The following is a 21,642-nucleotide window of genomic DNA, read 5'->3' as shown; positions in this document are numbered from 1 at the left end:
GGCCAGATGGCAAGGAGCACCTCGTGACCGACTCGCCGACCGGCGGCTCCCGCCGCGACCCGGCCGCCGTGCCCGACGCTCCGGCGTGGCGGCGGCCCCGGGGTCGCGAGCGGTACCCCGACCCGGTCGAGGTCGACGCCCCGCCGACGTCGGCCCCGGCCTCCGGCACGGAGCGACGCCTCGCGCTCGCCCTCGACGAGACGGCCGCCGTCCGGCCGCCCGCCCAGCTGCCTCCCGTCACGCACACGCCGGCGACGCGGGCAGCGGCGGAGGCCCCCGCGGTGATCCGGGTCCCCCCGGCCCGGACCCCCGCGCAGCCGACGCCGTCCCCCGTGGAGCCCACGCCCGTGCAGCCCACGCCGGCGCCCGCGCAGCCGACGCCGGCGCGCGACGCCGTGTCGCGACGCGCGGTCTCGACCCCCGTGCAGGCGGGCGGCGAGGCCGAGCCGACCCGCGCCTCCGGCCGTCGTCTCGTCGCGGGGGGCCGCTTCGACGGCCCGCTGCCCGTCGGCGCCGAGCGCACCCGGGTCGGGTCGCACGCCGCCCCCGGGCTGGTCGACGGCCCGCCGCGCTCCTCGGTCGAGCCCGGTCGGCCTCGCGGTGAGCGCGCGCGACGTCGCGGAGCCGACGCGGCGCCCGTCGTCGTCCGGTCCCGCCCGGCCGTGCCGCTCGACCTGCTGCCGTCCGACGGCGGGCGCGCCCTGGTGATGGGCATCCTCAACGTGACCCCCGACTCGTTCAGCGACGGCGGTCGCTGGGTCGGCCTCGGCGCGGCTCTCGACCACGCGCGCGAGCTGGTCGCCGCCGGTGCCGACCTCGTCGACGTCGGCGGCGAGTCGACGCGCCCCGGGGCGTCGCGGGTCGACCCGGTCGAGGAGCAGCGCCGGGTGCTGCCCGTCGTCCGCGAGCTGGCGTCCGAGGGCGTGCGGGTCAGCGTCGACACGATGAACGCCTCCACGGCACGCGCGGCCGTCGAGGCCGGCGCCGACGTCATCAACGACGTGTCGGGCGGCCTCGCCGACGACGCGATGGCCGACGTGGCCGCCGAGACCGAGCGGCTCTTCGTCGCCATGCACTGGCGCGGTCACCTCGAGCACGGCCGCAGCGCGCCCGACTACGGCGGCGACGTCGCCCGCCGCGTCCGTGACGAGCTCGCCGCCCGCGTCGACGCCCTCGCGGGCCGGGGCGTGCGCCTCGACCGCCTCGTGCTCGACCCCGGCGTCGGCTTCTCGAAGGACGCCGCCCAGAACTGGCGCGTGCTCGCCGCCCTGCCCGAGCTGGCCCGCCTCGGCCAGCCGCTGCTCGTGGGGGCGTCGCGCAAGAGGTTCCTCGGCGAGCTGCTGCCCGACGGCGCCCCGCCCGAGCAGCGCGACCTCCCCACCGCCGTGGTGAGCGTGCTCGCGGCCCAGGCCGGCGTGTGGGCGGTGCGCGTGCACGACGCGGCCGGCACCCGCGTGGCCCTCGACGTGCTGCACGCCTGGCAGGCCGCCGCCGTGCCCGCGCGACCGGCGAGGCACGCGTGAGCGCCGAGGTGCCGGCGGGCGACGCCCCCGAGGCCGCTCGCCCTGCCGCTGCCGCTGCCCCTGCTGCTGCCCCGGCCCCGGCGCTCCGCCTCGTGCCGCGCGGCCTCGACGTGCTGCGCCTGACCGGCGTGCGGGCCACCGGCCACCACGGCGTCTTCGAGCACGAGCGGCGCGACGGCCAGGAGTTCGTGGTCGACGTCGTCGTGCACCTCGACGCCGCCCCGGCCGCCGAGGGCGACGACCTCGCGCAGACCGTCCACTACGGCGTCCTCGCCGAGCAGCTCGTCGCCGCCGTCGAGCACGACCCGGTCGACCTCGTCGAGACCCTCGCCGAGCGGCTCGCGCACGTCGTGCTGGCCTTCCCCGCCGCGGTGCGGGCCGAGGTCACGGTGCACAAGCCCCACGCGCCGATCACGGTGCCGTTCGGCGACGTGTCGATCACCGTCGTGCGGGAGCGCGCGTGAGCACGGCCGGGCCCGCGCGCCCCGGCCCCGGCTCCGGCACCGCGCCTCCCGGGCCCGGCGCCCGCCGTGCGGTGATCGCGCTCGGCTCCAACCTCGGCGACCGCGACGGGCTGCTCCGCGACGCCGTCGCGGCCCTCGACGCCGTCGACGGCGTGCGCGTCGTCGCCGCGTCCGCCCCCGTCTCGTCGGTGGCCGTCACGCTCGACGGGCCCGACGCGAGCAAGCCCGACTACCTCAACGCCGTCGCCCTCGTCGACACCACCCTCGGGGGTCTCGACCTCCTGGCGGCCCTGCAGTCGATCGAGTCCGACCGGGGCCGGGTGCGCGCCGAGCGCTGGGGAGACCGCACCCTCGACCTCGACGTCGTCGTGCTCGGCGACGACGAGAGCGACGACCCGCGCCTCACGCTGCCCCACCCCCGCGCCGCTGAGCGGGCCTTCGTGCTCGAGCCCTGGCTGCAGGTCGAGCCGGAGGCGCGGCTCGGCCGGGCAGGGCGCGTCGCCGACCTGCTCGCCGCGCTGCCCGACCGCACCCGGCCGGTGCCCGGAGCCGGGCCCCTCTGGCCGCCCGCCGCCCCCGCCCCCGCCCACACCCCCGGAGCCGTCGCGTGAGACACACCCGCCCCGCCACCCTGATCGGCCTCGCCGTCGTCGCCCTCGTGGTCGGCTTCGTGCTCGACGCGGCGCTCGTCGCGACCGGTCGGCCGTCGATCGTGCCGCCCGTGGTGCTCGGGCTCGTGCTGCTCGCCATCGGGGGCATCGTCGTGACGATGGCGATGCCGGTGCGTCGCGTCGCACGCGGCTCGCGCACCGAGCGCGTCGACCCGTACTACGCCACCCGGGTGCTGCTGCTCGCGAAGGCCAGCAGCCTGGCCGGGGCTCTCTTCGGCGGCGGCGCCGGCGGGGTGCTGCTGTTCATGACGACGCGCGGCGTGGGGGTGGCAGTAGGCTCCGTCGTGCCCGCGGTCGTGGCCGTCGTGGGGGGCCTCGGCCTCCTCGTCGGGGGGATCGTCGCCGAGCACATGTGCACCGTGCCGCCCGGCGACGACGACGACGGCGGGCCGGGGGCCCAGGCCGCCTGAGAGCACGCCCGCCGACCGCACCGCCCCGGAGGACCGCCATGAGCCGACTCGACGTCGCCGACGCGACCTGGACGGGCGTCTCGCCGCGGTACGTCTGGCCCGAGGTGATCGGCTGGCTCGTCACCGGTCTCGTCGTGGCGGCGGCCACCCTGCCGCTGTGGTTCCTCGACTCGCTGTGGTGGCGCCTCCTGACGGCCGGGCTGGTCGTCGTGACGCTGCTCGTCTGCGCGTTCGTGCCGCGGCGAGTGCGGGCCATCGGCTACCAGCTGCGCGACGACGACCTGCTGCTGCGCAAGGGCGTCCTGTTCACCCGCGTCGTCGCCGTGCCCTACGGCCGCATGCAGCTGATCGACATCAACCGCGGGCCGGTCGTGCGGGCCCTCGGGCTCAGCGACCTCAAGTTCGTGACGGCGGCCGCGTCGTCGGCCGTGACCATCCCCGGGGTGCCCGAGGCCGAGGCGGAGGCGCTGCGCGACCGCCTGGTCGAGCTCGCCGAGTCGAGGCGGGCGGGGCTGTGACCGACGTCGGGTCGCCGGCTCCGGGGCCCGAGGGGCCCGCCGGCCCGCCGGCTGCCGACCCCGCTGGCCCCGTCGGCCCGCCGGCCCCCGCCGAGGTCGCGGCCCTCACGGACGGCGAGTGGCACCGGCTGCACCCGGCGACGCCCCTGCTCCGCGGCGGCACCGCGCTGATCGTCGCGCTCGGCATCATCGTCTACAACGCGCGCGACTGGGTCGTCCAGCTCGTCGCCGGCATCGTCAGCGGGCGCCGAGGGGGAGACGAGGGCGACCCCTTCGGCTTCGTCGTCGACCACGGCCTGCTCGGCTGGGTGCTGCTCGGGCTCGTCGTCGTCGTGGCCGTGCTCTCGACCTTCTTCTGGCTGGCCTGGCGGATGAACACGTTCCGCGTCACCGAAGAGACCGTGGAGGTGCGCAGCGGCATCGTCTTCCGCACCGAGCGTCGGGCGCGCCTCGACCGGGTGCAGGGCATCGCCGTGCAGCGGCCCGTCCTCGCGCGGCTGTTCGGCGCGGCCAAGCTCGAGGTCAGCCAGGCGGGCGACGACGCCAACGTCAGCCTCGCGTACCTGCGCTCCGCCTCGGCCGACGACCTCCGGCGCGAGATCCTGCGCCGCGCCTCCGGGGCCCAGCGCGCCGAGGGGGTCTCGCTCGCGAAGGGGCCGGCCGGGCGGCCGGGCTTCGTCGGCCTCGTCGAGCAGCGCGCCGCGGAGTTCCTCGCGGACGGCACCGAGGAGGCGCCCCCCGAGTCGGTCGTGCGGGTCGACCTGGGCAGGCTGGTCGGCTCCGTCGTGCTCAGCGGCTACACGCTGTTCATCGTCGCCGCCGCGATCGCCGTCGTCGTCACGGTGCGGCTGACGGGGGAGTGGTTCCTGCTCTTCGCGCTGCTGCCGGCCGTGCTCGGCTCGAGCGGCTACTACGTCAACCGGGTCTCGAAGTCGCTGCGCTACAGCATCGCCGGCACCCGTGACGGCGTCCGCATCGGCTACGGCCTGTTCTCGACGACGAACGAGACGCTGCCGCCCGGGCGCATCCACTCGGTGCGCGTGAGCCAGCCGCTGCTCTGGCGCCCGTTCGGCTGGTGGGAGATCAGCATCAACCGCGCCTCGCGGTCGAGCACGGCGGCGGCGTCGTCGACGGGGCAGCAGGGCGCGAGCGTGCTGCTGCCCGTGGGCGACGAGGGCGACGTGCGCCGGGTGCTCGAGCTGGTGCTGCCCGAGCTCGTCGGGCTCGCGGCGGCGGCCGAGGCCGAGGCGGACGGGGCGCCGGAGGCGGACGGGGCGCCGGCGGCGGTCGCCGACGGCCCGGCAGGGCCCGCTCCGGCGGCCTCGCCCCCCGACGACCTGCGCGCCGCGGCCGACGAGCACGCCTCGCACACGCTGCGGCTCGTCGAGGACGGCCTCACGTCGCGCGGCTCCGACGGCGGCTTCACGACGTCGCCGCGCCGGGCCGCGGTGCTGCGCTGGTTCTCGTGGCGGCGCAACGGCTTCCGGGCGGCGCCCGGGGCGCTGCTGCTGCGGAAGGGCGCGATCTGGCGCGAGCTGGTCATCGTGCCGCTGCCCCGGGTGCAGAGCGTCAGCCTGCACCAGGGCCCCCTGCTGCGGCGGCTCCGACTCGCCGCCGTGCACCTGCACACGGTCGCCGGCCCCATCACCGCCCAGATCGGCGCCCTCGACGAGGCCGACGCCCTTGCCTTCTTCACCGGGGCCGCCCGCGACGGCGTCGAGGCCGCCCGGGCCGACCGCACCCACCGCTGGCTCGCCGTCGCCTCGGCGGCCGAGCCCCCCGCCTCCCCGGTCCCCGCCGCCGCCTCGGCTCCTGTCACCGCTCCTGGCCTCGTGCCCGCCGCCTCCCCGGGCCCTGCCGCCGCTCCCGCCTCTGCTCCTGCTCCTCCTACCCCGCCCCCTGTCGGCCCTCTTCTCGAATTTGCGAGTGATCCGGCCGCGGGCGACGACGCAGCCGCGGAGAACGGGCTCGCTGCGTCGGATCCCTCTCGGATCACCCCCGAGGAGTCGCGGGTCGGGTCGCCGACGCCCGTCACGCCCCCGGACGCCACGCCCGCACCCGCCCCGGCACCGCCACGCGCATCCGCCCCGGCCCCGGCACCCGCACCCACACCCGCCCGCCACCGAGAGGACGACCCCCGATGAGCCCCCAGCAGAGCGGACGTCTCGGCATCGGCATCGTCGGTGCCGGCCGGGTCGGTCCGGTGCTCGGCGCCGCGCTCGCCGCGGCCGGCCACGCGATCGTCGGCATCTCGGCCGTCTCCGAGCGCAGTCGCGACCGGGCCGAGGCGATCCTGCCCGGCGCCCCGGTGCTGACCGTGCAGCAGATCGTCGAGCGCTCCGAGCTCGTGCTGCTCGCGGTGCCCGACGACCAGCTCGCCGACCTCGTGACGGGCCTCGCCGCGACCGGTGCCTGGCAGGCCGGCCAGCTCGTGGTGCACACGTCGCCCGTGCACGGGCTCGAGGTGCTCCGCCCCGCGCTGCAGGCGGGCGCCATCCCGCTCGCCATCCACCCCGCCCTGACCTTCACCGGCACGACCATCGACCTGGTGCGCCTGCGGGAGGCGTACTGCGCGGTCACCGCGCCCGTGCCGGTGCAGCCGATCGGCCAGGCGCTCGTCGTCGAGATGGGCGCCGAGCCGGTGCTCGTCGCGGAGGCCGACCGTCCGCGCTACGCCGAGGCCGTCGCCACCGCCTCCGAGTTCTCGGCGGCGATCGTCACCCAGTCGGTCGGCATGCTCGCCGAGCTCGGCGTGCCCGACCCCGGACGCGTGATCGCGCCCCTCGTCCACTCGGCCATGGACCGCGCCCTCGCCGTCGCCGAGGGGTCGGTGGGCCCCGGTACCATCGACACTGCGCCGTTCGGGCGCCCGTCGGCCGACGACGGGCCGTCACCGCGGCACGGGGCGTGAGGTCCGGGCTCGACCCGCACCGCGCCTCCCGCACGCCCCCCGCCAGCCCCTCCGCGCCCGCCCCGGGCCCGCACCGTCTCCACCGCCTCCACCCCTCGTCCCCTGCAGGAGCCCCTCGCACATGACCGACGCCCCCGACACCAGCACCCCCACCGACGAGGCGGCCGCCGAGGCCGAGGCGGCCCGTGAGGCGTCGGAGCAGAAGCAGGTGCGCCTCGAGAAGCGCGCCCGCCTGCTCGAGTCGGGCCGCGAGGCCTACCCCGTGGGCGTGCCGGTGACCGACACGATCGCCGCCGTCCGTGCCCGCCACGCCGACCTCGAGCCCGGCGCCGAGACCGGCGACGTCGTCGGCCTGGCCGGCCGCGTCGTGCACGCGCGCAACACCGGCAAGCTCTGCTTCGCCGCGCTGCAGGCCGGCGACGGCACGCGCATCCAGGCGATGGTCTCGCTCGCGGCCGTCGGCGAGCAGGCGCTCGCCGACTGGAAGGAGCTCGTCGACCTCGGCGACCACGTCTTCGTGAGGGGCGAGGTCATCTCGTCGCGGCGGGGTGAGCTGTCGATCATGGTCGCCGAGTGGAGCATCGCCGCGAAGGCGATCCTGCCGCTGCCGAACCTGCACTCCGAGCTCAGCGAAGAGACGCGCGTGCGTCAGCGCTACCTCGACCTGATCGTGCGCGACCAGGCTCGCGTGACCGTGCGGGCCCGCGCCGCGGCCGTCTCGTCGCTGCGCCGCACCTTCGACTCGTACGAGTACCTCGAGGTCGAGACCCCGATGCTCCAGACGATGCACGGCGGCGCCGCGGCGCGTCCGTTCCAGACGCACAGCAACGCCTTCGACACCGAGCTCTTCCTCCGCATCGCGCCCGAGCTGTTCCTCAAGCGCGCGGTGGTCGGCGGCATCGACCGCGTCTTCGAGATCAACCGCAACTTCCGCAACGAGGGCGCCGACTCCACCCACTCGCCCGAGTTCGCGATGGTCGAGGCCTACCAGGCGTACGGCGACTACGAGCAGATGGCCCGCCTCACGCAGGAGCTCGTGCAGAACGCCGCGCACGCCGTGGCCGGCTCGCACCTCGTCACCCTCGCCGACGGCTCGGAGTACGACCTCGGCGGCGAGTGGGCCCGCGTGCCGATGTACGAGTCGCTCAGCGAGGCCGCGGGCCGCGAGATCACGCCCGAGACGACGGTCGCCGAGCTGCGGGAGCTCGCCGACTCGGTCGAGCTCGTCGTGCCGCACGAGACGCACGGCAAGCTGGTCGAGGAGCTCTGGGAGCACTTCGTCAAGCCGTCGCTCGACCGCCCCACCTTCGTCGTCGACTTCCCGGTCGACACGAGCCCGCTCGTGCGCCAGCACCGGTCGAAGGCCGGCGTGGTCGAGAAGTGGGACCTCTACGTGCGCGGCTTCGAGCTGGCGACGGCGTACTCGGAGCTCGTCGACCCGGTGATCCAGCGCGAGCGCTTCGTCGAGCAGGCCGCGCTGTCGGCCCGCGGCGACGCGGAGGCGATGCGCCTCGACGAGGACTTCCTCCGCGCGCTCGAGCACGGCATGCCGCCGAGCGGCGGCATGGGCATGGGCATCGACCGCCTGCTGATGGCGATCACCGGCCTCGGCATCCGCGAGACGATCCTCTTCCCGCTCGTCAAGTGACGGAGGCGCGGGTCGGCCCGTGAGGGCCGGCTGCGGTACCCGGTGGACTCCCGGGCACCATCGCTTACCCTTGTGGAGTGCCTGAGACCTTCTGGGGAGCCGCGCTCTTCGCCGTGACCCCGACCATCGTCGTCGGGCTGATCTTCTGGTTCGCCGTCCGGTCGCTGCTCCGAGCCGACCGCACCGAGCGCACCGTGTACTCGCAGATCGAGGCCGAGGAGCGCGCCCGCGCCGAGGCTGAGGAGCGCGCCGGCCGCTGAGCCGGGCCGTGCCGGGCCGAACGCTGACTCGCTGCCCCGTGCAGCGACGAACTCCGACGAGGTGACTCGTCCTGGGTCCCCTCCCTCGTGGGGGGCCCCGGACGAGTCACCTCGTTCGTCGTCGTCACCTCCACTACCCCTCCGACGGCGAGCCCGCCCGCGACGGGCGACGGCACGCCCGTGATCGCATGCCCGACCGCCTGCTCACCCGGGTGGTCTGGGGGGGGCTGGAGGGCGCCTCCTGCAGGCCTCGGTGTCCCCCTCCGCGGGGGCACGGTCAGCCGGTCTCCGCGTACCCCTCCGCGTTCGGCGGACAGTCGCGCAGTGTTCGCTTGACACCCCGCGATCCGCGTGTTCATGGGGATGCACGGGGGTCGCGCCCAGGAAGCCGTACCCCGTGCGACCCCGACCGTGCCTACACCCGCGATGTGCCCCGAGTCAAAGCCGCACCCCGTTCGTCCCCCGAAGCACTCGAAACCCTGTACGTGCCCTCCGAACAACCTTGTGAACTGCCTGAATGACACCAGTGTCATTTCGTGCTGGCACCAGACTCGAAGTACGCCGAAGAGCTTCACGAACTATTCGACACGACACCACGGTCTGAATTCGAGCAGGGAGAGAAACGATGACTACCGTCACCACGCGCAACACCACCACGGACACCACCGACGACACCGAGGTCGAGGTCCTCTCGCAGGTGCGAGGCGCCTCCACCGACCAGGTGGGCGACTATCTCCGCCACATCGGCCGCATGCCCCTCCTCGACGCCGCGGAGGAGACCGAGATCGCCCGCCGCATCGAGGTCGGCCTCTTCGCCGGCGAGAAGCTCAAGGAGCTCCAGGCCGCCGACGCCGTCAAGAAGGTCCGCACGAAGGCGCACGCCGAGACGATGCGCGACCTCCGCTGGCTGCAGCACGACGGCGAGCGTGCGAAGGACCGCATGATCACCGCGAACCTCCGCCTCGTCGTCAGCATCGCCAAGCGCTACACGCAGCGCGGCCTCCCCTTCATGGACGTCATCCAGGAGGGCAACCTCGGCCTGGTGCGCGCGGTCGAGAAGTTCGACTACACGCAGGGCTACAAGTTCTCGACCTACGCCACCTGGTGGATCCGTCAGGCCATCGCCCGCGGCCTCGCCGACAAGGCGCGTGCCATCCGCATCCCCGTGCACACGGTGGAGCGCATCAACCGCATCTCGCGCGCCGAGCGCGACCTGACCGTCGACCTGGGCCGTGCGCCCACCGTCGAGGAGGTCGCCGCCGAGGTCGCGATGGAGGTCGCCGACCTCGTCGAGCTCAAGTCGCGCTCGCACGAGCCCGTCTCGATCCACACCGTCGTCGGCGACGCGGAAGACAGCGAGCTGGGCGACTTCATCGAGGACGAGGAGACGCCGTCGCCGACGGCCGCCACCGAGAACTCGCTGCTGAACCGCGACATGCACGCCCTCGTGGCGACGCTGCCGGAGGACGAGGCCCGCGTGATCCGCATGCGCTTCGGCCTCGACGACGACCAGCCGATGACCCTCGACGAGATCAGCAAGCGCGTGCACAGCTCGCGCCAGGCCGTCTCGCGCGTCGAGAGCCGCGCCCGCCTGCGCATGTTCGCCAAGGCCGTCAGCCAGGACCTGCAGCTGTACCTGCAGTAGTCCGGCGGCAGCGTCCGCTGCACCGGCACGACCACGAGAGGGCCGCCTCCCCGCCCCGGGGAGGCGGCCCTCCGTTGTCTGCCGCCCCGCGCCTCCGCGCGTCGCGACCGCCGGCGTCAGGAGGCGGCGTCGCCCGCCTCGTCCTCGGCCTCGACGCTCGCCACGACCTCCGCCGCCTCGGCCTCGAGCTGCGCCGCGGAGACGAGCCCGCCGCGGCGGTGGGCCGTGCGCGCCTTGAACTTGGCGCGGACGTCGCTCGGCACGAGCTCGAGCAGCTGGTCCTCGCGGAGCGGCAGGTCGAGCAGGCTGAGCTTCAGCCGCCCCTTCGTCGCGTGCCGCCCGGCGTCGAAGCGGATCACCTGCCCGGCCTCGCGCTGCAGCCGCATCGACACGACGCAGCCCTCGCTGACGTCGGCGACCACGCGGCCGTCGACCTCGAGCGCCGCCGACCGGGTGCCCGCGCCGACCTGGAACCGCAGGGCCTCTCCCGGCCCGAGCACCACCGAGCGGTCGATGCCCGACATCGGCGCGACCGGCGTGATGAGCGTCGCCGCGACGGCCGGCGACATGACCGGCCCGCCCGCGGCGTAGTTGTAGGCGGTCGAGCCGGCGCTCGTCGCGACGATGATCGCGTCGGCCTTGTAGTGGCCGTAGGGCGTGCCGTCGACGACGAGGTCGGCGGTGACGACGCCCTCGCCCGGGCGGCGCGCGATCGAGACGTCGTTGAAGGCGAGGAAGGTGTGCTCGTCGGTGGAGGTGGAGTGCACGACCTCGACGGCGTGGTGCGGCTCGAGAGAGAAGCGCTTCGCGGCGAGGCGCTCGAGCGCGTCGGGCAGGTCGGCGGGCTCGACCTCGACGAGGAAGCCCAGGTTGCCGTAGTTCACGCCGAGCACCGGCACCGGGCGGTCGGCCACGAGGCGCATCGCGCCGAGCATCGTGCCGTCGCCGCCGAGGGCGACCACGACGTCGACCCGGTCGCGGAACGACCGCTCGTCGACCAGCTCGACCGCGCCCGCGACCCGGTGCTCGTCGCTCTGCAGCGCGATCAGCAGCACGTCGCCCTTGCCGGGCAGGCCGTCCTGCTTCCAGGCGCAGAGGATCGCGACCGACTCGGCCACGGACTTGGTGGGGTGCGGCACGAGACCGACGGTGAAGGTGCCCATGGAGCGACCGTACCGGCGCCCTCCGACAGGTCGCTGCACCTCCGTCACGCCCCCAGCGAACAGGGGCTGCGAACCCAGGGGCCCGTGGTTACTCTCGACAACAGACACCGGTGCTGCCCCCAGTTGGCACCGACTGCATGAGCGGTGGCGCCACTCCCACCCCGCCACCGAGGGAGCAAGAGAAGATGTTCGAGAGATTCACCGACCGTGCCCGTCGCGTCGTCGTCCTCGCCCAGGAAGAGGCGAAGATGCTCAACCACAACTACATCGGTACCGAGCACATCCTGCTCGGGCTCATCCACGAGGGCGAGGGCGTCGCCGCCAAGGCCCTCGAGTCGCTGGGCATCTCGCTCGACGCCGTGCGCGAGCAGGTCCAGGACATCATCGGCCAGGGCCAGCAGCAGCCGACCGGCCACATCCCCTTCACGCCGCGTGCGAAGAAGGTCCTCGAGCTCAGCCTCCGCGAGGCCCTCCAGCTCGGGCACAACTACATCGGCACCGAGCACATCCTGCTCGGCCTGATCCGCGAGGGCGAGGGCGTCGCCGCCCAGGTCCTCGTGAAGCTCGGCGCCGACCTCAACCGGGTCCGCCAGCAGGTCATCCAGCTCCTGTCCGGCTACCAGGGCAAGGAGGCGGTGGCCGTGGGAGGCGAGCAGCAGCAGGGCACGCAGGGCGGCAGCCAGGTCCTCGACCAGTTCGGCCGCAACCTGACCCAGGCCGCGCGCGACAACAAGCTCGACCCGGTCATCGGTCGCGAGAAGGAGATGGAGCGGGTCATGCAGATCCTCTCCCGCCGCTCGAAGAACAACCCCGTGCTGATCGGCGAGCCCGGAGTCGGCAAGACCGCCGTCGTCGAGGGCCTCGCGCAGGCCATCGTCAAGGGCGAGGTGCCCGAGACCCTCAAGGACAAGCAGCTCTACTCGCTCGACCTCGGCTCGCTCATCGCCGGCAGCCGCTACCGCGGTGACTTCGAGGAGCGCCTGAAGAAGGTCACCAAGGAGATCCGCACGCGCGGCGACATCATCGTCTTCATCGACGAGATCCACACCCTCGTGGGTGCGGGCGCCGCCGAGGGCGCGATCGACGCCGCGTCGATCCTCAAGCCGCTGCTGGCCCGCGGCGAGCTGCAGACCATCGGCGCCACGACGCTCGACGAGTACCGCAAGCACTTCGAGAAGGACGCCGCCCTCGAGCGCCGCTTCCAGTCCGTGCAGGTCAACGAGCCGTCGCTGCCCCACACGATCAACATCCTCAAGGGCCTCCGCGACAAGTACGAGGCCTTCCACAAGGTCTCCATCACCGACGGCGCGATCGTCTCGGCGGCGAACCTCGCCGACCGCTACGTGAGCGACCGCTTCCTGCCCGACAAGGCCATCGACCTGATCGACGAGGCCGGCGCCCGCCTGCGCCTGTCGATCCTGTCGGCCCCGCCGGAGCTGCGCGAGTTCGACGACCGCATCGCCGGCGTGCGCGCCCAGAAGGAAGCCGCGATCGAGGACCAGGACTTCGAGAAGGCCGCGTCGCTCCGCGACGAGGAGAAGAAGCTGCTCGGTGAGCGCCTCCGCCTCGAGAAGCAGTGGCGTTCGGGCGAGGCCGGCGCCGGCGGCACCGTCGACGAGGGCATCATCGCCGAGGTGCTGGCCCAGGCGACGGGCATCCCCGTCTTCAAGCTCACCGAGGAGGAGACCTCGCGTCTCGTCTTCATGGAGCAGGCGCTGCACCAGCGCGTCATCGGTCAGGAGGAGGCCATCGCGGCGCTCTCCAAGACCATCCGCCGCACGCGTGCCGGCCTGAAGGACCCGAACCGCCCCTCCGGCTCGTTCATCTTCGCGGGGCCCACGGGCGTCGGCAAGACCGAGCTGGCCAAGGCGCTCGCCGAGTTCCTCTTCGACGACGAGGGCGCGCTGATCAGCCTCGACATGTCGGAGTTCGGCGAGAAGCACACCGTCTCGCGCCTCTTCGGTGCCCCTCCCGGGTTCGTCGGCTTCGAGGAGGGCGGCCAGCTCACCGAGAAGGTGCGTCGCAAGCCGTTCTCCGTGGTGCTGTTCGACGAGATCGAGAAGGCGCACCCCGACATCTTCAACAGCCTGCTGCAGGTGCTCGAGGAGGGTCGTCTGACCGACGGCCAGGGTCGTGTCGTCGACTTCAAGAACACGGTCATCATCATGACGACCAACCTGGGCTCGAAGGGCATCGCCGGCGGCCCCGTCGGCTTCCAGATCGAGGGCGACACCGCGACCGGCTACGACCGCATGCGCGCCAAGGTCAACGAGGAGCTCAAGAAGCACTTCAAGCCCGAGTTCCTCAACCGCGTGGACGACACCATCGTCTTCCCGCAGCTGTCGGGCCCCGAGCTGCTCCAGATCGTCGACCTGTTCGTCAAGCGCCTCAGCGAGCGTCTGCTCGACCGCGACATGACGGCCATGCTGACGGTGCCCGCCAAGGAGCGCCTCATCCAGGTCGGCTTCGACCCGGCCCTCGGTGCTCGCCCGCTGCGTCGTGCGATCCAGCACGAGGTGGAGGACCGCCTCTCCGAGCGCATCCTCACGGGCGACCTGACGGCCGGCGACCACGTCGTGGTCGACTACGTCGACGGCGAGTTCGTGTTCACCACGACCCGCCAGCAGGGCCGCGACGAGGTGCTCGTGCTCGAGAAGAGCGACGACTAGGCAGCACCCCGTGCGGGTCTGACCCGCAGTGACGCCCGAGGGCGGTCCGGCTCCGGCCGGGCCGCCCTCGGGCGTTCGTGCGTCCGCGAGCTCCCGTGGTCCGGTGCTGGCACGGAGGGGTGGGGCGGGTCACCGTCCCTGTGGGCGGGTGGGCGCCTGCCCGCCGGGAGGGACGCTGGCCCGCCGACCCGCGCCTCCTCGGCTGTCCCCGCCCGCCGGAGGCGCGGGGCGCGTGGGTAGGCTGGCCCGATGACCTCCGCCGACCAGCACGGCATCACCGTGCGCGATGCCGTCGTCAGCGACGTGCCGCACATCCAGAGGCTCTGCGAGCCCTTCGTGCAGCGACGCATCCTGCTCGGCAAGGACCTGGTGACGCTGTACGGCGACGTCCAGGAGTTCCAGATCGCGGTCGGCCCCGACGGGGTGCCCGTCGGCTGTGGTGCGCTGCACGTCATGTGGGACGACCTGGCCGAGATCCGGACCCTCGCCCTCGACCCCGCGTGGATCCGCAGGGGAGTCGGCCATCGCCTCCTCGACGGCCTGGAGGAGGCGGCCCGTCGTCTCGAGATCGGTCGCCTGTTCTGCCTGACGTTCGAGGTCGACTTCTTCGAGAAGCACGACTACCTCAACGTCGGCGACGAGGGGCTCGTGCCGCCCGAGGTGTACGCGGAGCTCGTGCGGTCGACCGACGAGGGCGTCGCGGAGTTCCTCGACCTCGCACGCGTGAAGCCGAACACCCTCGGCAACTCGCGCATGCTGAAGGCGCTGCCGCCGCGGCCGTAGGTCGACGGCTCGGCGCGGGTGGCTCGCGGGGTTCGTCCGGCTCGTCCGGCTCGACGGCCGGCGGCTCGGCGTACGCTCGGCCCATTCTCAGCGCACACGCCGCCGCCCTCCCGGTCACGGCGGTGACCAGCGCTTAACCTCTGCTCATGTCGACGTTCATGGATCCGACCGGGCCGCAGCCGCCCTCGGTGTACTGGCGTCGGCGTGCGATGGTCGCCCTCGGTCTCGTCGTCGTCGTCATCGTCATCGTGCTGATCGTCGTGCGACCCGGCTCCGGCGCCGCCGAGCCCGGTGCCGCCGCGACGAGCACGCCCCCGGCCGCGGCCGAGGAGACGCCCGAGGCGTCGGCGCCCGCCACGGGTGCGGCTCCCGCCGCCGACGCGACCGCTCCCGCCACCGACGCGCCCGCCGCGGGCGACGACGCCACCTGCGCGGCCGGCGTGGTCGATCTCGTGCCGATCACCGACGCGGCGACGTACGCGTCGACGCAGCTGCCGCAGATCTCGATGTCGATCACGAACACCGGCTCGGTCGACTGCTCGCTGAACCTCGGGTCGAGCCAGCAGGCCCTCGTCGTCACCAGCGGCCAGGAGCAGTGGTGGTCGTCGAAGGACTGCCAGGTGAACCCGACCGACCAGGTCGTCACGATCCAGGCCGGCCAGACCCTCACGACGCCGGCGATCGCGTGGGACCGCACCCGCTCCACCCCCGACACCTGCGAGGGCACGCGCACTCCGGTGCCTGCGGGAGGCGCGACCTACCGTCTGACCGTCAGCGTCGGAGACATCGTCTCGGCCGACACCGCCCCCATGATCCTGAACTGAGCGCATGACCGATCCTTCTCCCCGTTCCGAGGCCCTCGAGCTGGCGCTGGCGTCGCAGGACGTCGCCGCCGTCGCGTTCGCCCTGCGTCACGACGTGGTCGTGGTGCCGAAGCTGGTGGCGCCCGTGGGTGCGGCTGGCGGTGCGAGTTCGGGTGCTGGTGCTGGTGCCGGTGCCGGTGCTGCGGGGGCCTCGTCGGCCGACGGAACCGAGGGAGGCGCGGACGAGCCCGCCGACGACGGTCCCGTCTTCGGGGCGGCCGAGCAGGTGCGCGTCTTCGGCCGTGAGAACACCGACAAGCGGATCCTGCTGCTCTTCTCGTCGGCCGACGCCTACGCGGCGATGGTGCCGGACGACCCGCACCGCGAGGTGATGCTCTACGACGCGGACGCGCTGCGGGCCTTCCTCGACGTGCACCTCGACGTGCTCGAGCAGGTCTTCTTCGACATCGCCGGGCCGCACACGATGGCCGCGACCCCCGAGGACCTGCTCAAGGCCCTGCGCTAGCCGCCCGGGGTGGGGCACGCCGTGCCGCACCACGTCTTCGCACGCGAACCACGCCGCGGCGTGGTTCCCGTGCGAGGACGTGGTGCCGCGCAGGCCGCGCAGGCTGCGCCCGGTCGGGCCGGGCCCGGCCGGGCGGCGCGCAGCGTGCCGCACCCCCTCTTCGCGACGGAACCCTGCCGCGGCGGGGTTCGCGTGCGAGAACGGGGTGCCTCCCGAGGCGAGTCGGGTGGCGCGGAGCGTGCCGCACCACGTTCTCGCCTCGGAACCACGCCGCGGCGTGGTTCGCGTGCGAGAACGTGGTGTCTCGCGAGTCGGGTGGGCCGCGCCCGGCCGCGCGCAGCGTGCCGCACCCCGTCTTCGCACCGGCACCCCGCCGCGGCAGGGTTCGCGTGCGAGAACGGGGTGCCTCGCGACGCGCGCGACGCGCGCTAGAACGCGGCGTCGAGCTCGCGCTCGCGCGGGGTCGCCGCGGCGCTGAACGCGCGGCGCAGCGCCTCGCGCAGGTTGCCCGACTCCGAGTCGACGAGCTGCGTGAAGCCGAGCCGCCGCGCCTCCGACGCGCGCTGCTTCGGCGACGACACGGGCCGGATCTCGCCCGCGAGGCTGATCTCGCCGACGGCCGCGAGGGTGTGTGGGAAGCTCGCGTCGCGGCTGGCGCTCGCGAGGGCCAGGGCGATGGCGAGGTCGGCGCCGGGCTCGGTGATCTTGATCCCGCCGACGGTCGAGACGTAGACGTCGGCGTCGCCGAGCCGGATGCCCGCGCGCCGTTCGAGCACGGCGAGCAGCATCGCCACCCGGGAAGAGTCGACGCCGTTCACGACGCGGCGGGGCTGCGGGGTGCTGCTGGCGACGATGAGGGCCTGGACCTCCACCGGGAGCGCACGCCGCCCCTCCATCGCGACGGTGATGCAGGTGCCGCTGACCGGCGACCCTCCGCGTGACATGAAGAGGCCGCTGGGGTCGGCGACCTCGGCGATGCCGTCGCCGGTCATCTCGAAGCAGCCGACCTCGTCGGTCGGGCCGAAGCGGTTCTTGTGGGCGCGGATGAACCGCAGCGCGGTCTGCCGGTCGCCCTCGAACTGGCAGACGACGTCGACCAGGTGCTCGAGGAGGCGCGGGCCGGCGATCGTCCCGTCTTTCGTCACGTGCCCCACCAGCAGCACCGGCAGGTTGCGGTCCTTGCTGACGCGGATCAGGGTCGAGGCGACCTCGCGGACCTGCGACGTGCCGCCTGCGATGCCGTCGATGGACGACGACGAGACCGTCTGCACGGAGTCGACGATGACGAGCTGCGGGTCGACCTGGTCGATCTGGCCGAGGATGACGGAGAGGTCGACCTCGGCGGCGAGGAACAGGTTGTCGTGCATGGCGCCGGTGCGCTGGGCGCGGAGGCGGACCTGCGCCGCGCTCTCTTCTGCGGTGACGTAGAGCACGCGGGCACCGGTGGCGGCGGCGCGGGAGGCGACCTCGAGCAGGAGGGTCGACTTGCCGACGCCGGGCTCGCCGCTGAGCAGGATCGCCGCGCCGGGCACGATGCCGCCGCCGAGCACGCGGTCGAACTCGTGGATGCCGCTCGGCCAGTACGCGACGCTGTTCGCTTCGACCTGCGTGATGGGGCGGGCGACGCGGTCGCCGCCGACGGTGACCGGGGCCGTGCCGCGGGCGCTGACCAGGGCTGAGGTGACGTCGACGACGGTGCCCCAGCGCTGGCACTCCCCGCAGCGACCGACCCACTTGAGGCTGGTCCAGCCGCACTCTGTGCAGCGGAAGGAGGGGGAGGTGGAGCGGGCCATGCGGTCAGCCTAGGTGGGTCCACCGACAGCGGGGGCGCCTCCTCGGGGCTCCTGGGGAGAGAGCTGCCCGGCTCGGCCCGGGGGAGGGAGGATGCGCGGGTCGAGAGGCCACGACCGCCTCCCCCTCGCGTGAGTGCGAGGCGTTCGCGACCACTCGGCGCGCTCAGCTGCCGAGGGCGTCCGTGCCGCGCTGGGCGGCGCGTCCGGCGCGACGCTCGGCGGAGCGGGCGACGGCCCCCGCGGCGGCGGCGTCGTGCACGGTGGCGGTGCTGTCGGTGACCGCGCGGTCGGCGGCGATGCGGGCGACGCGGGCGGCGACGGCCGGCTCGAAGGCGGAGGCCCAGACGCGGTAGCCGCGGTCGTTGGGGTGGAAGAGGTCGCCGGCCGAGTTGCGGTAGGTGCGGAAGAAGCCCTGCTTCCGCGTCGTGGCGTACAGCGGGGCGACGGTGAGGCCGAACTCGTCGGCGACGCGGCGGACGATGCGGTTGGCCTCGACGAGCTTCTTCTCGCGGTCGGGGATCCACATGGCGGGCAGGTCGCCGACGATGGCGTGCGACGGCAGGGCTCCGTAGATGACGCGGATGTTCTTCTCGAACGACTCGGGGTCGAAGGCGATGATGTCGTTGGCGCCGATGGCCACGGTGACGACGTCGGGCTCGTACTTCTCGAACTTCGGCAGCTGGTCCTTCCGGCAGAGCCAGGTGGTCGAGCCGCTGACGCTGAGGTTGACGACGCGCAGCGAGGTGTGGCCCTGGCGGCGGATGTACGCCGAGAGGCGGCCGACGTAGCTGCGTGCGGGGCTCGAGGCGCCGATGCCCTGCGCGGCGGAGTCGCCCATCGCGACGTAGAGCAGCGCGCCCCCGCGGTCGAACCGGGCACGCCACCAGGCCGAGTGGACGGGCAGCAGGGCGTTGAGGTCGGCGGCGGCGGCGTTCCGGTGGCGGAGGAAGCTGCGGACGCCGGCTCCGGCGGCTGCGGTGGCGGCGAGGGTGACGCCGACGCCCGAGAAGAAGGCGGCGGCGGTGTGGCGTGTGGGCATCCCTGGACGCTACGCCGGGCAGTTCGGCGGCTGCTCACCGTCGTCGCCCCGCGGCGATGAACCCGCGATCGGACAGAACGCCCCGGCGTGCCCGGGTGCGATGTCCGATCGCGGGTTCATCGCGGAGCCGAGCGAGTGCAGGAGGCGCGGGTCGGCCGCCCCCGCCACCCCGATTTCCGACATGGCCGCGGGATGTACTAAACTCTCCCCCGGTACCGTGTCCGAGCGGCCGAAGGATCATGTCTCGAAAACATGTGTGGGGGAGACTCCACCGTGGGTTCAAATCCCACCGGTACCGCCAGAGCAGAAGCCCTGAGAACCTCGCATCGCCGAGGGGCTCGGGGCTTTTCTCTTCCCTCTCGGAGGCGACGCGGTGAGGCAGCCGGACGACGGGCAGATGTCCGACGTAGTCGAGAGGCCGCCCCGTCGCCTACGCGTCGCTCGCCTCGAGGGCCGCGTGCTGCCGCTCGATGCGACGGTTCACCACGATTGTCCACGCGGCTACGGCGATCGAGGCCACAGCGCTGATCGACATCAGCACGCCGACCAGCTGGCTGTCGCCAGCGATGAGGACGATCGCGCACGCGAGGACGACGGCGGACAAGGCGATCTGGACGGCTGGCCACGTGTTCGTCATGTGACGAGCCTACGAGCTGCCCGTCGCCCTCGCCTCGCTCAGCGCTACCAGCGTGAGCAACCGGAGCGACCCCCGCAGCGTCGACGTGACCGGCTGCTACGGGACGGTGACGACGACCTTGCCCCGGACGCTCTCTTTGCCCAGGCGGGCGAGGGCCGCCGCGGTCTCGGTGAAGGGCTCGACCTTCCCGACGACGGGTCGGACGACGCCCGCGTCGACCAGGGCCGCGATCTCGGCCAGCTGACGGCCGTCGGCCCGCATGAAGAGGAACTGGTACGAGACGCCGAGCTTGCGCGCCTGGGCCCTGACCTTGCGACTCAGGCCCGCGATCGCCAGGCGCAGCACGGGGTTCAGGCCGGCGGACTTCGCGAACGCGGGGTCCGGCGGCCCCTGGATGCCGATGGCGAGGCCGCCCGGCGCGAGCACTCGGAGCGACTTCGACAGGTTCTCTCCGCCGAGGCTGTCGAGCACGAGGTCGTAGCCGGACAGCTCCTCCTCGAAGTCCTGGGTCCGGTAGTCGAGGACGACGTCGGCCCCGAGCTCGCGGAGGAAGTCGGCGTCGCGCGCCGACGCGGTCGTGGCGACGTGCGCGCCGAGGTGCGCGGCGAGCTGGATCGCGATGGTGCCGACACCGCCGGCTCCGGCGTGGATCAGGACCTTCTGGCCGGGCTGCACGTCACCGCGCTCGACCAGCGCCTGCCACGCGGTCAGCGCGACGAGGGGCAGCGACGCCGCCTCGACGGTGCTGACGGAGGTCGGAGCGAGGGCGACGTCGGCCTCGTCGACGGCGATGCGCTCGGCGAAGGTGCCGATGCGCGGGTCACGGGGGCGGGCGAAGACCTCGTCTCCGGGCGCCAGGGTGCTGACGGCCGCGCCGACCTCGACCACCGTGCCCGCGAGGTCGTGGCCGAGGGTCATGGGCAGCTCGAAGGGGAGGACGAGCTTGAAGTCGCCCTGTCGGATCTTCGCGTCCAGGACGTTCAGCCCCGCAGCGTGGACCTCGATCAGGACGTCGTGGGCGCCGACGGTCGGCTCGGGCACCGTGACCTCGTGCAGCGGTCCCTTGTAGGCGTCGAAGGCGAAGGCTCGCATGGCGGGGGCTCCTGGCTGCTCGGTCGGGGCGCTCTTCCGAGCACGCTCAATGGTGAGCGCCCTCAACCATGCTGTCAAGGGAGGCGCGTGGTGAGTCCCTCGAGGACGGGCGCGGCACCAGGAGCGTCGACGGGCACCGACGAGCGGGTCACGGCGTCGGCGAGCAGCTGGAGACCGTCAGCGGAGGGAGAGCCAGGCTCTGCCGTGAAGACGAGCATCTGCAGGCCGGGCTCGGACGTGAGGTCCATCGTCTCGAACGAGAGCGTCAGGTCGCCGACCACGGGATGGTGGACGGACTTCGTGCCGGTCCGGTGCTCGCGAACGTCGTGCGAGGCCCACAGCCTGCGGAACAGGTCGCTGCGGGTCGACAGCTCACCGACGAGGGCGGTCAGCTCCTCGTCGTGGGGCGAGCGGCCTGCCTCCCGCCGCAGGAGCGCCACGATCTGTCTCGCGTCGGCGTCCCAGTCTCTGTAGAACTCCCTCGACCGAGCGTCGAGGAACACGAAGCGGGCCGCGTTGACCGGACTGCCCTGGCCGCGGAACAGCTCGGAGAAGAGCGCCCGTCCGAGGGCGTTGGTGGCGACGGCGTCGAGGCGACCGTTCTGGACGAACACGGGCACGGTCGTCATCGCGGCGAGCATCTGCTGGACACCGGGGCGGATCTGGTCCCTGCGGGGTGCCGGGCGCCTCCTCACGGGGCGGCGGTCGACCGCCGACGCCCGCACGAGGTCGGACAGGTGGGCGGCCTCCGTCTCGTCGAGCTGCAGGGCTCGGACGATGCCCTCGAGGACCGTCTCGGAGACCCCGAGTGCGGTGCCGCGCTCGAGCTTGCGGTAGTACTCGGGGCTCACGCCGGCGAGCAGGGCGACCTCCTCACGTCGCAGGCCGGGGACTCGTCGACGACCGCCGAAGTCGGGCAGGCCGGCCTCGGCCGGCGACAGCCGTGCTCGGCGGGACGTGAGGTAGCCCCCGATGTCGTCGTGATCTGCGTCCATGCTCCGAACCTAGGGCGCGTCGTGGTCGGGAGGGGGGTCCTCGCGGGGCCCGTTCCGAGGGGGTCTGGCTCCGGAGCGACCAGCTGCGTTGA

20 protein-coding genes and 1 tRNA gene are annotated in these 21,642 nt (G+C 73.6%); 15 read left to right on the top strand and 6 right to left on the bottom strand.

Annotated elements, in window-relative coordinates:
* Positions 1-23 precede the first annotated feature (23 nt).
* From folP to JOE43_RS02705, 10 genes are all read left to right on the top strand, one after another.
* A complete protein-coding gene (gene folP, locus JOE43_RS16250) occupies positions 24-1,523 on the top strand; it encodes a dihydropteroate synthase (protein ID WP_374072643.1) in 1,500 nt (499 codons plus the stop codon).
* A complete protein-coding gene (gene folB, locus JOE43_RS02745; protein WP_307803206.1) occupies positions 1,520-1,987 on the top strand; it encodes a dihydroneopterin aldolase in 468 nt (155 codons plus the stop codon). Before folP ends, folB begins: the two co-directional genes overlap by 4 nt.
* Positions 1,984-2,598, top strand: a complete 615-nt coding sequence (folK, locus tag JOE43_RS02740) for a 2-amino-4-hydroxy-6-hydroxymethyldihydropteridine diphosphokinase (protein ID WP_209514498.1) — start codon at positions 1,984-1,986, stop codon at positions 2,596-2,598. Before folB ends, folK begins: the two co-directional genes overlap by 4 nt.
* Positions 2,595-3,068 carry a DUF3180 family protein gene (locus JOE43_RS02735; RefSeq protein ID WP_167260846.1) on the top strand — a complete coding sequence of 158 codons (474 nt, stop codon included), beginning with the start codon at positions 2,595-2,597 and terminating at the stop codon, positions 3,066-3,068. Before folK ends, JOE43_RS02735 begins: the two co-directional genes overlap by 4 nt.
* 38 nt (positions 3,069-3,106) lie before the next feature.
* A complete protein-coding gene (locus JOE43_RS02730; RefSeq protein ID WP_192046418.1) occupies positions 3,107-3,586 on the top strand; it encodes a PH domain-containing protein in 480 nt (159 codons plus the stop codon).
* Entirely contained in the window at positions 3,583-5,730 is a 2,148-nt protein-coding gene (locus JOE43_RS02725; protein ID WP_209514496.1) for a PH domain-containing protein, read from the top strand. Before JOE43_RS02730 ends, JOE43_RS02725 begins: the two co-directional genes overlap by 4 nt.
* Positions 5,727-6,497 (top strand): Rossmann-like and DUF2520 domain-containing protein, encoded by a 771-nt coding sequence (locus JOE43_RS02720; RefSeq protein WP_209514489.1) that lies wholly within the window; start codon positions 5,727-5,729, stop codon positions 6,495-6,497. Before JOE43_RS02725 ends, JOE43_RS02720 begins: the two co-directional genes overlap by 4 nt.
* Positions 6,498-6,618: 121 nt before the next feature.
* Positions 6,619-8,145, top strand: a complete 1,527-nt coding sequence (lysS, locus tag JOE43_RS02715) for a lysine--tRNA ligase (protein ID WP_209514487.1) — start codon at positions 6,619-6,621, stop codon at positions 8,143-8,145.
* Positions 8,146-8,222: 77 nt separating this feature from the next.
* The gene (locus JOE43_RS02710) at positions 8,223-8,405 is read left to right on the top strand and encodes a hypothetical protein (protein WP_209514485.1); all 183 of its coding nucleotides are present in this window, start codon (positions 8,223-8,225) and stop codon (positions 8,403-8,405) included.
* 625 nt (positions 8,406-9,030) lie between these two features.
* On the top strand, positions 9,031-10,050 hold the full coding sequence (locus tag JOE43_RS02705) for a sigma-70 family RNA polymerase sigma factor (RefSeq protein ID WP_056057917.1): 1,020 nt from the start codon (positions 9,031-9,033) through the stop codon (positions 10,048-10,050).
* Positions 10,051-10,166: 116 nt separating this feature from the next.
* Here JOE43_RS02705 and JOE43_RS02700 read toward each other — a convergent pair whose 3' ends face one another.
* Positions 10,167-11,213 carry an NAD(+)/NADH kinase gene (locus tag JOE43_RS02700; RefSeq protein WP_192046414.1) on the bottom strand — a complete coding sequence of 349 codons (1,047 nt, stop codon included), beginning with the start codon at positions 11,211-11,213 and terminating at the stop codon, positions 10,167-10,169.
* 185 nt (positions 11,214-11,398) lie between these two features.
* On the opposite strand from JOE43_RS02700, the gene JOE43_RS02695 reads away from it, so the two are divergent.
* From JOE43_RS02695 to JOE43_RS02680, 4 genes are all read left to right on the top strand, one after another.
* Entirely contained in the window at positions 11,399-13,882 is a 2,484-nt protein-coding gene (locus JOE43_RS02695) for an ATP-dependent Clp protease ATP-binding subunit (protein WP_056057913.1), read from the top strand.
* Positions 13,883-14,131: 249 nt separating this feature from the next.
* Positions 14,132-14,665 (top strand): amino-acid N-acetyltransferase, encoded by a 534-nt coding sequence (locus JOE43_RS02690; RefSeq protein WP_209514483.1) that lies wholly within the window; start codon positions 14,132-14,134, stop codon positions 14,663-14,665.
* A gap of 146 nt (positions 14,666-14,811) precedes the next feature.
* A complete protein-coding gene (locus JOE43_RS02685; protein WP_209514481.1) occupies positions 14,812-15,489 on the top strand; it encodes a hypothetical protein in 678 nt (225 codons plus the stop codon).
* A gap of 4 nt (positions 15,490-15,493) precedes the next feature.
* Positions 15,494-15,994 carry a dehydrogenase gene (locus JOE43_RS02680; RefSeq protein ID WP_209514478.1) on the top strand — a complete coding sequence of 167 codons (501 nt, stop codon included), beginning with the start codon at positions 15,494-15,496 and terminating at the stop codon, positions 15,992-15,994.
* Positions 15,995-16,422: 428 nt separating this feature from the next.
* Here JOE43_RS02680 and radA read toward each other — a convergent pair whose 3' ends face one another.
* Together radA and JOE43_RS02670 are read right to left on the bottom strand one after the other, a co-directional pair.
* Positions 16,423-17,787, bottom strand: a complete 1,365-nt coding sequence (gene radA, locus JOE43_RS02675; RefSeq protein WP_209514477.1) for a DNA repair protein RadA — start codon at positions 17,785-17,787, stop codon at positions 16,423-16,425.
* 163 nt (positions 17,788-17,950) lie between these two features.
* A complete protein-coding gene (locus tag JOE43_RS02670; RefSeq protein WP_209514474.1) occupies positions 17,951-18,826 on the bottom strand; it encodes an SGNH/GDSL hydrolase family protein in 876 nt (291 codons plus the stop codon).
* A gap of 211 nt (positions 18,827-19,037) precedes the next feature.
* Here JOE43_RS02670 and JOE43_RS02665 point away from each other — a divergent pair.
* Positions 19,038-19,127 (top strand) — tRNA-Ser (locus tag JOE43_RS02665).
* 129 nt (positions 19,128-19,256) lie between these two features.
* Here the strand turns inward: JOE43_RS02665 and JOE43_RS02660 are convergent.
* The 3 genes from JOE43_RS02660 to JOE43_RS02650 form a co-directional block, all read right to left on the bottom strand.
* Positions 19,257-19,463, bottom strand: a complete 207-nt coding sequence (locus JOE43_RS02660; protein WP_209514467.1) for a hypothetical protein — start codon at positions 19,461-19,463, stop codon at positions 19,257-19,259.
* 96 nt (positions 19,464-19,559) lie between these two features.
* Positions 19,560-20,555 carry an NADP-dependent oxidoreductase gene (locus JOE43_RS02655; protein WP_209514465.1) on the bottom strand — a complete coding sequence of 332 codons (996 nt, stop codon included), beginning with the start codon at positions 20,553-20,555 and terminating at the stop codon, positions 19,560-19,562.
* A gap of 74 nt (positions 20,556-20,629) precedes the next feature.
* Positions 20,630-21,550: a helix-turn-helix transcriptional regulator gene (locus tag JOE43_RS02650; protein ID WP_209514462.1), complete on the bottom strand. Its 921-nt coding sequence runs from the start codon at positions 21,548-21,550 to the stop codon at positions 20,630-20,632.
* Between the last annotated feature and the right edge of the window lie 92 nt (positions 21,551-21,642).

The sequence above is a fragment of the Frigoribacterium sp. PvP121 genome, assembly GCF_017833115.1.
Taxonomy (GTDB): domain Bacteria; phylum Actinomycetota; class Actinomycetes; order Actinomycetales; family Microbacteriaceae; genus Frigoribacterium; species Frigoribacterium endophyticum.
Note: the sequence above shows the minus strand (reverse complement) of the source record. Positions and strands in the feature narration are given on the sequence as shown.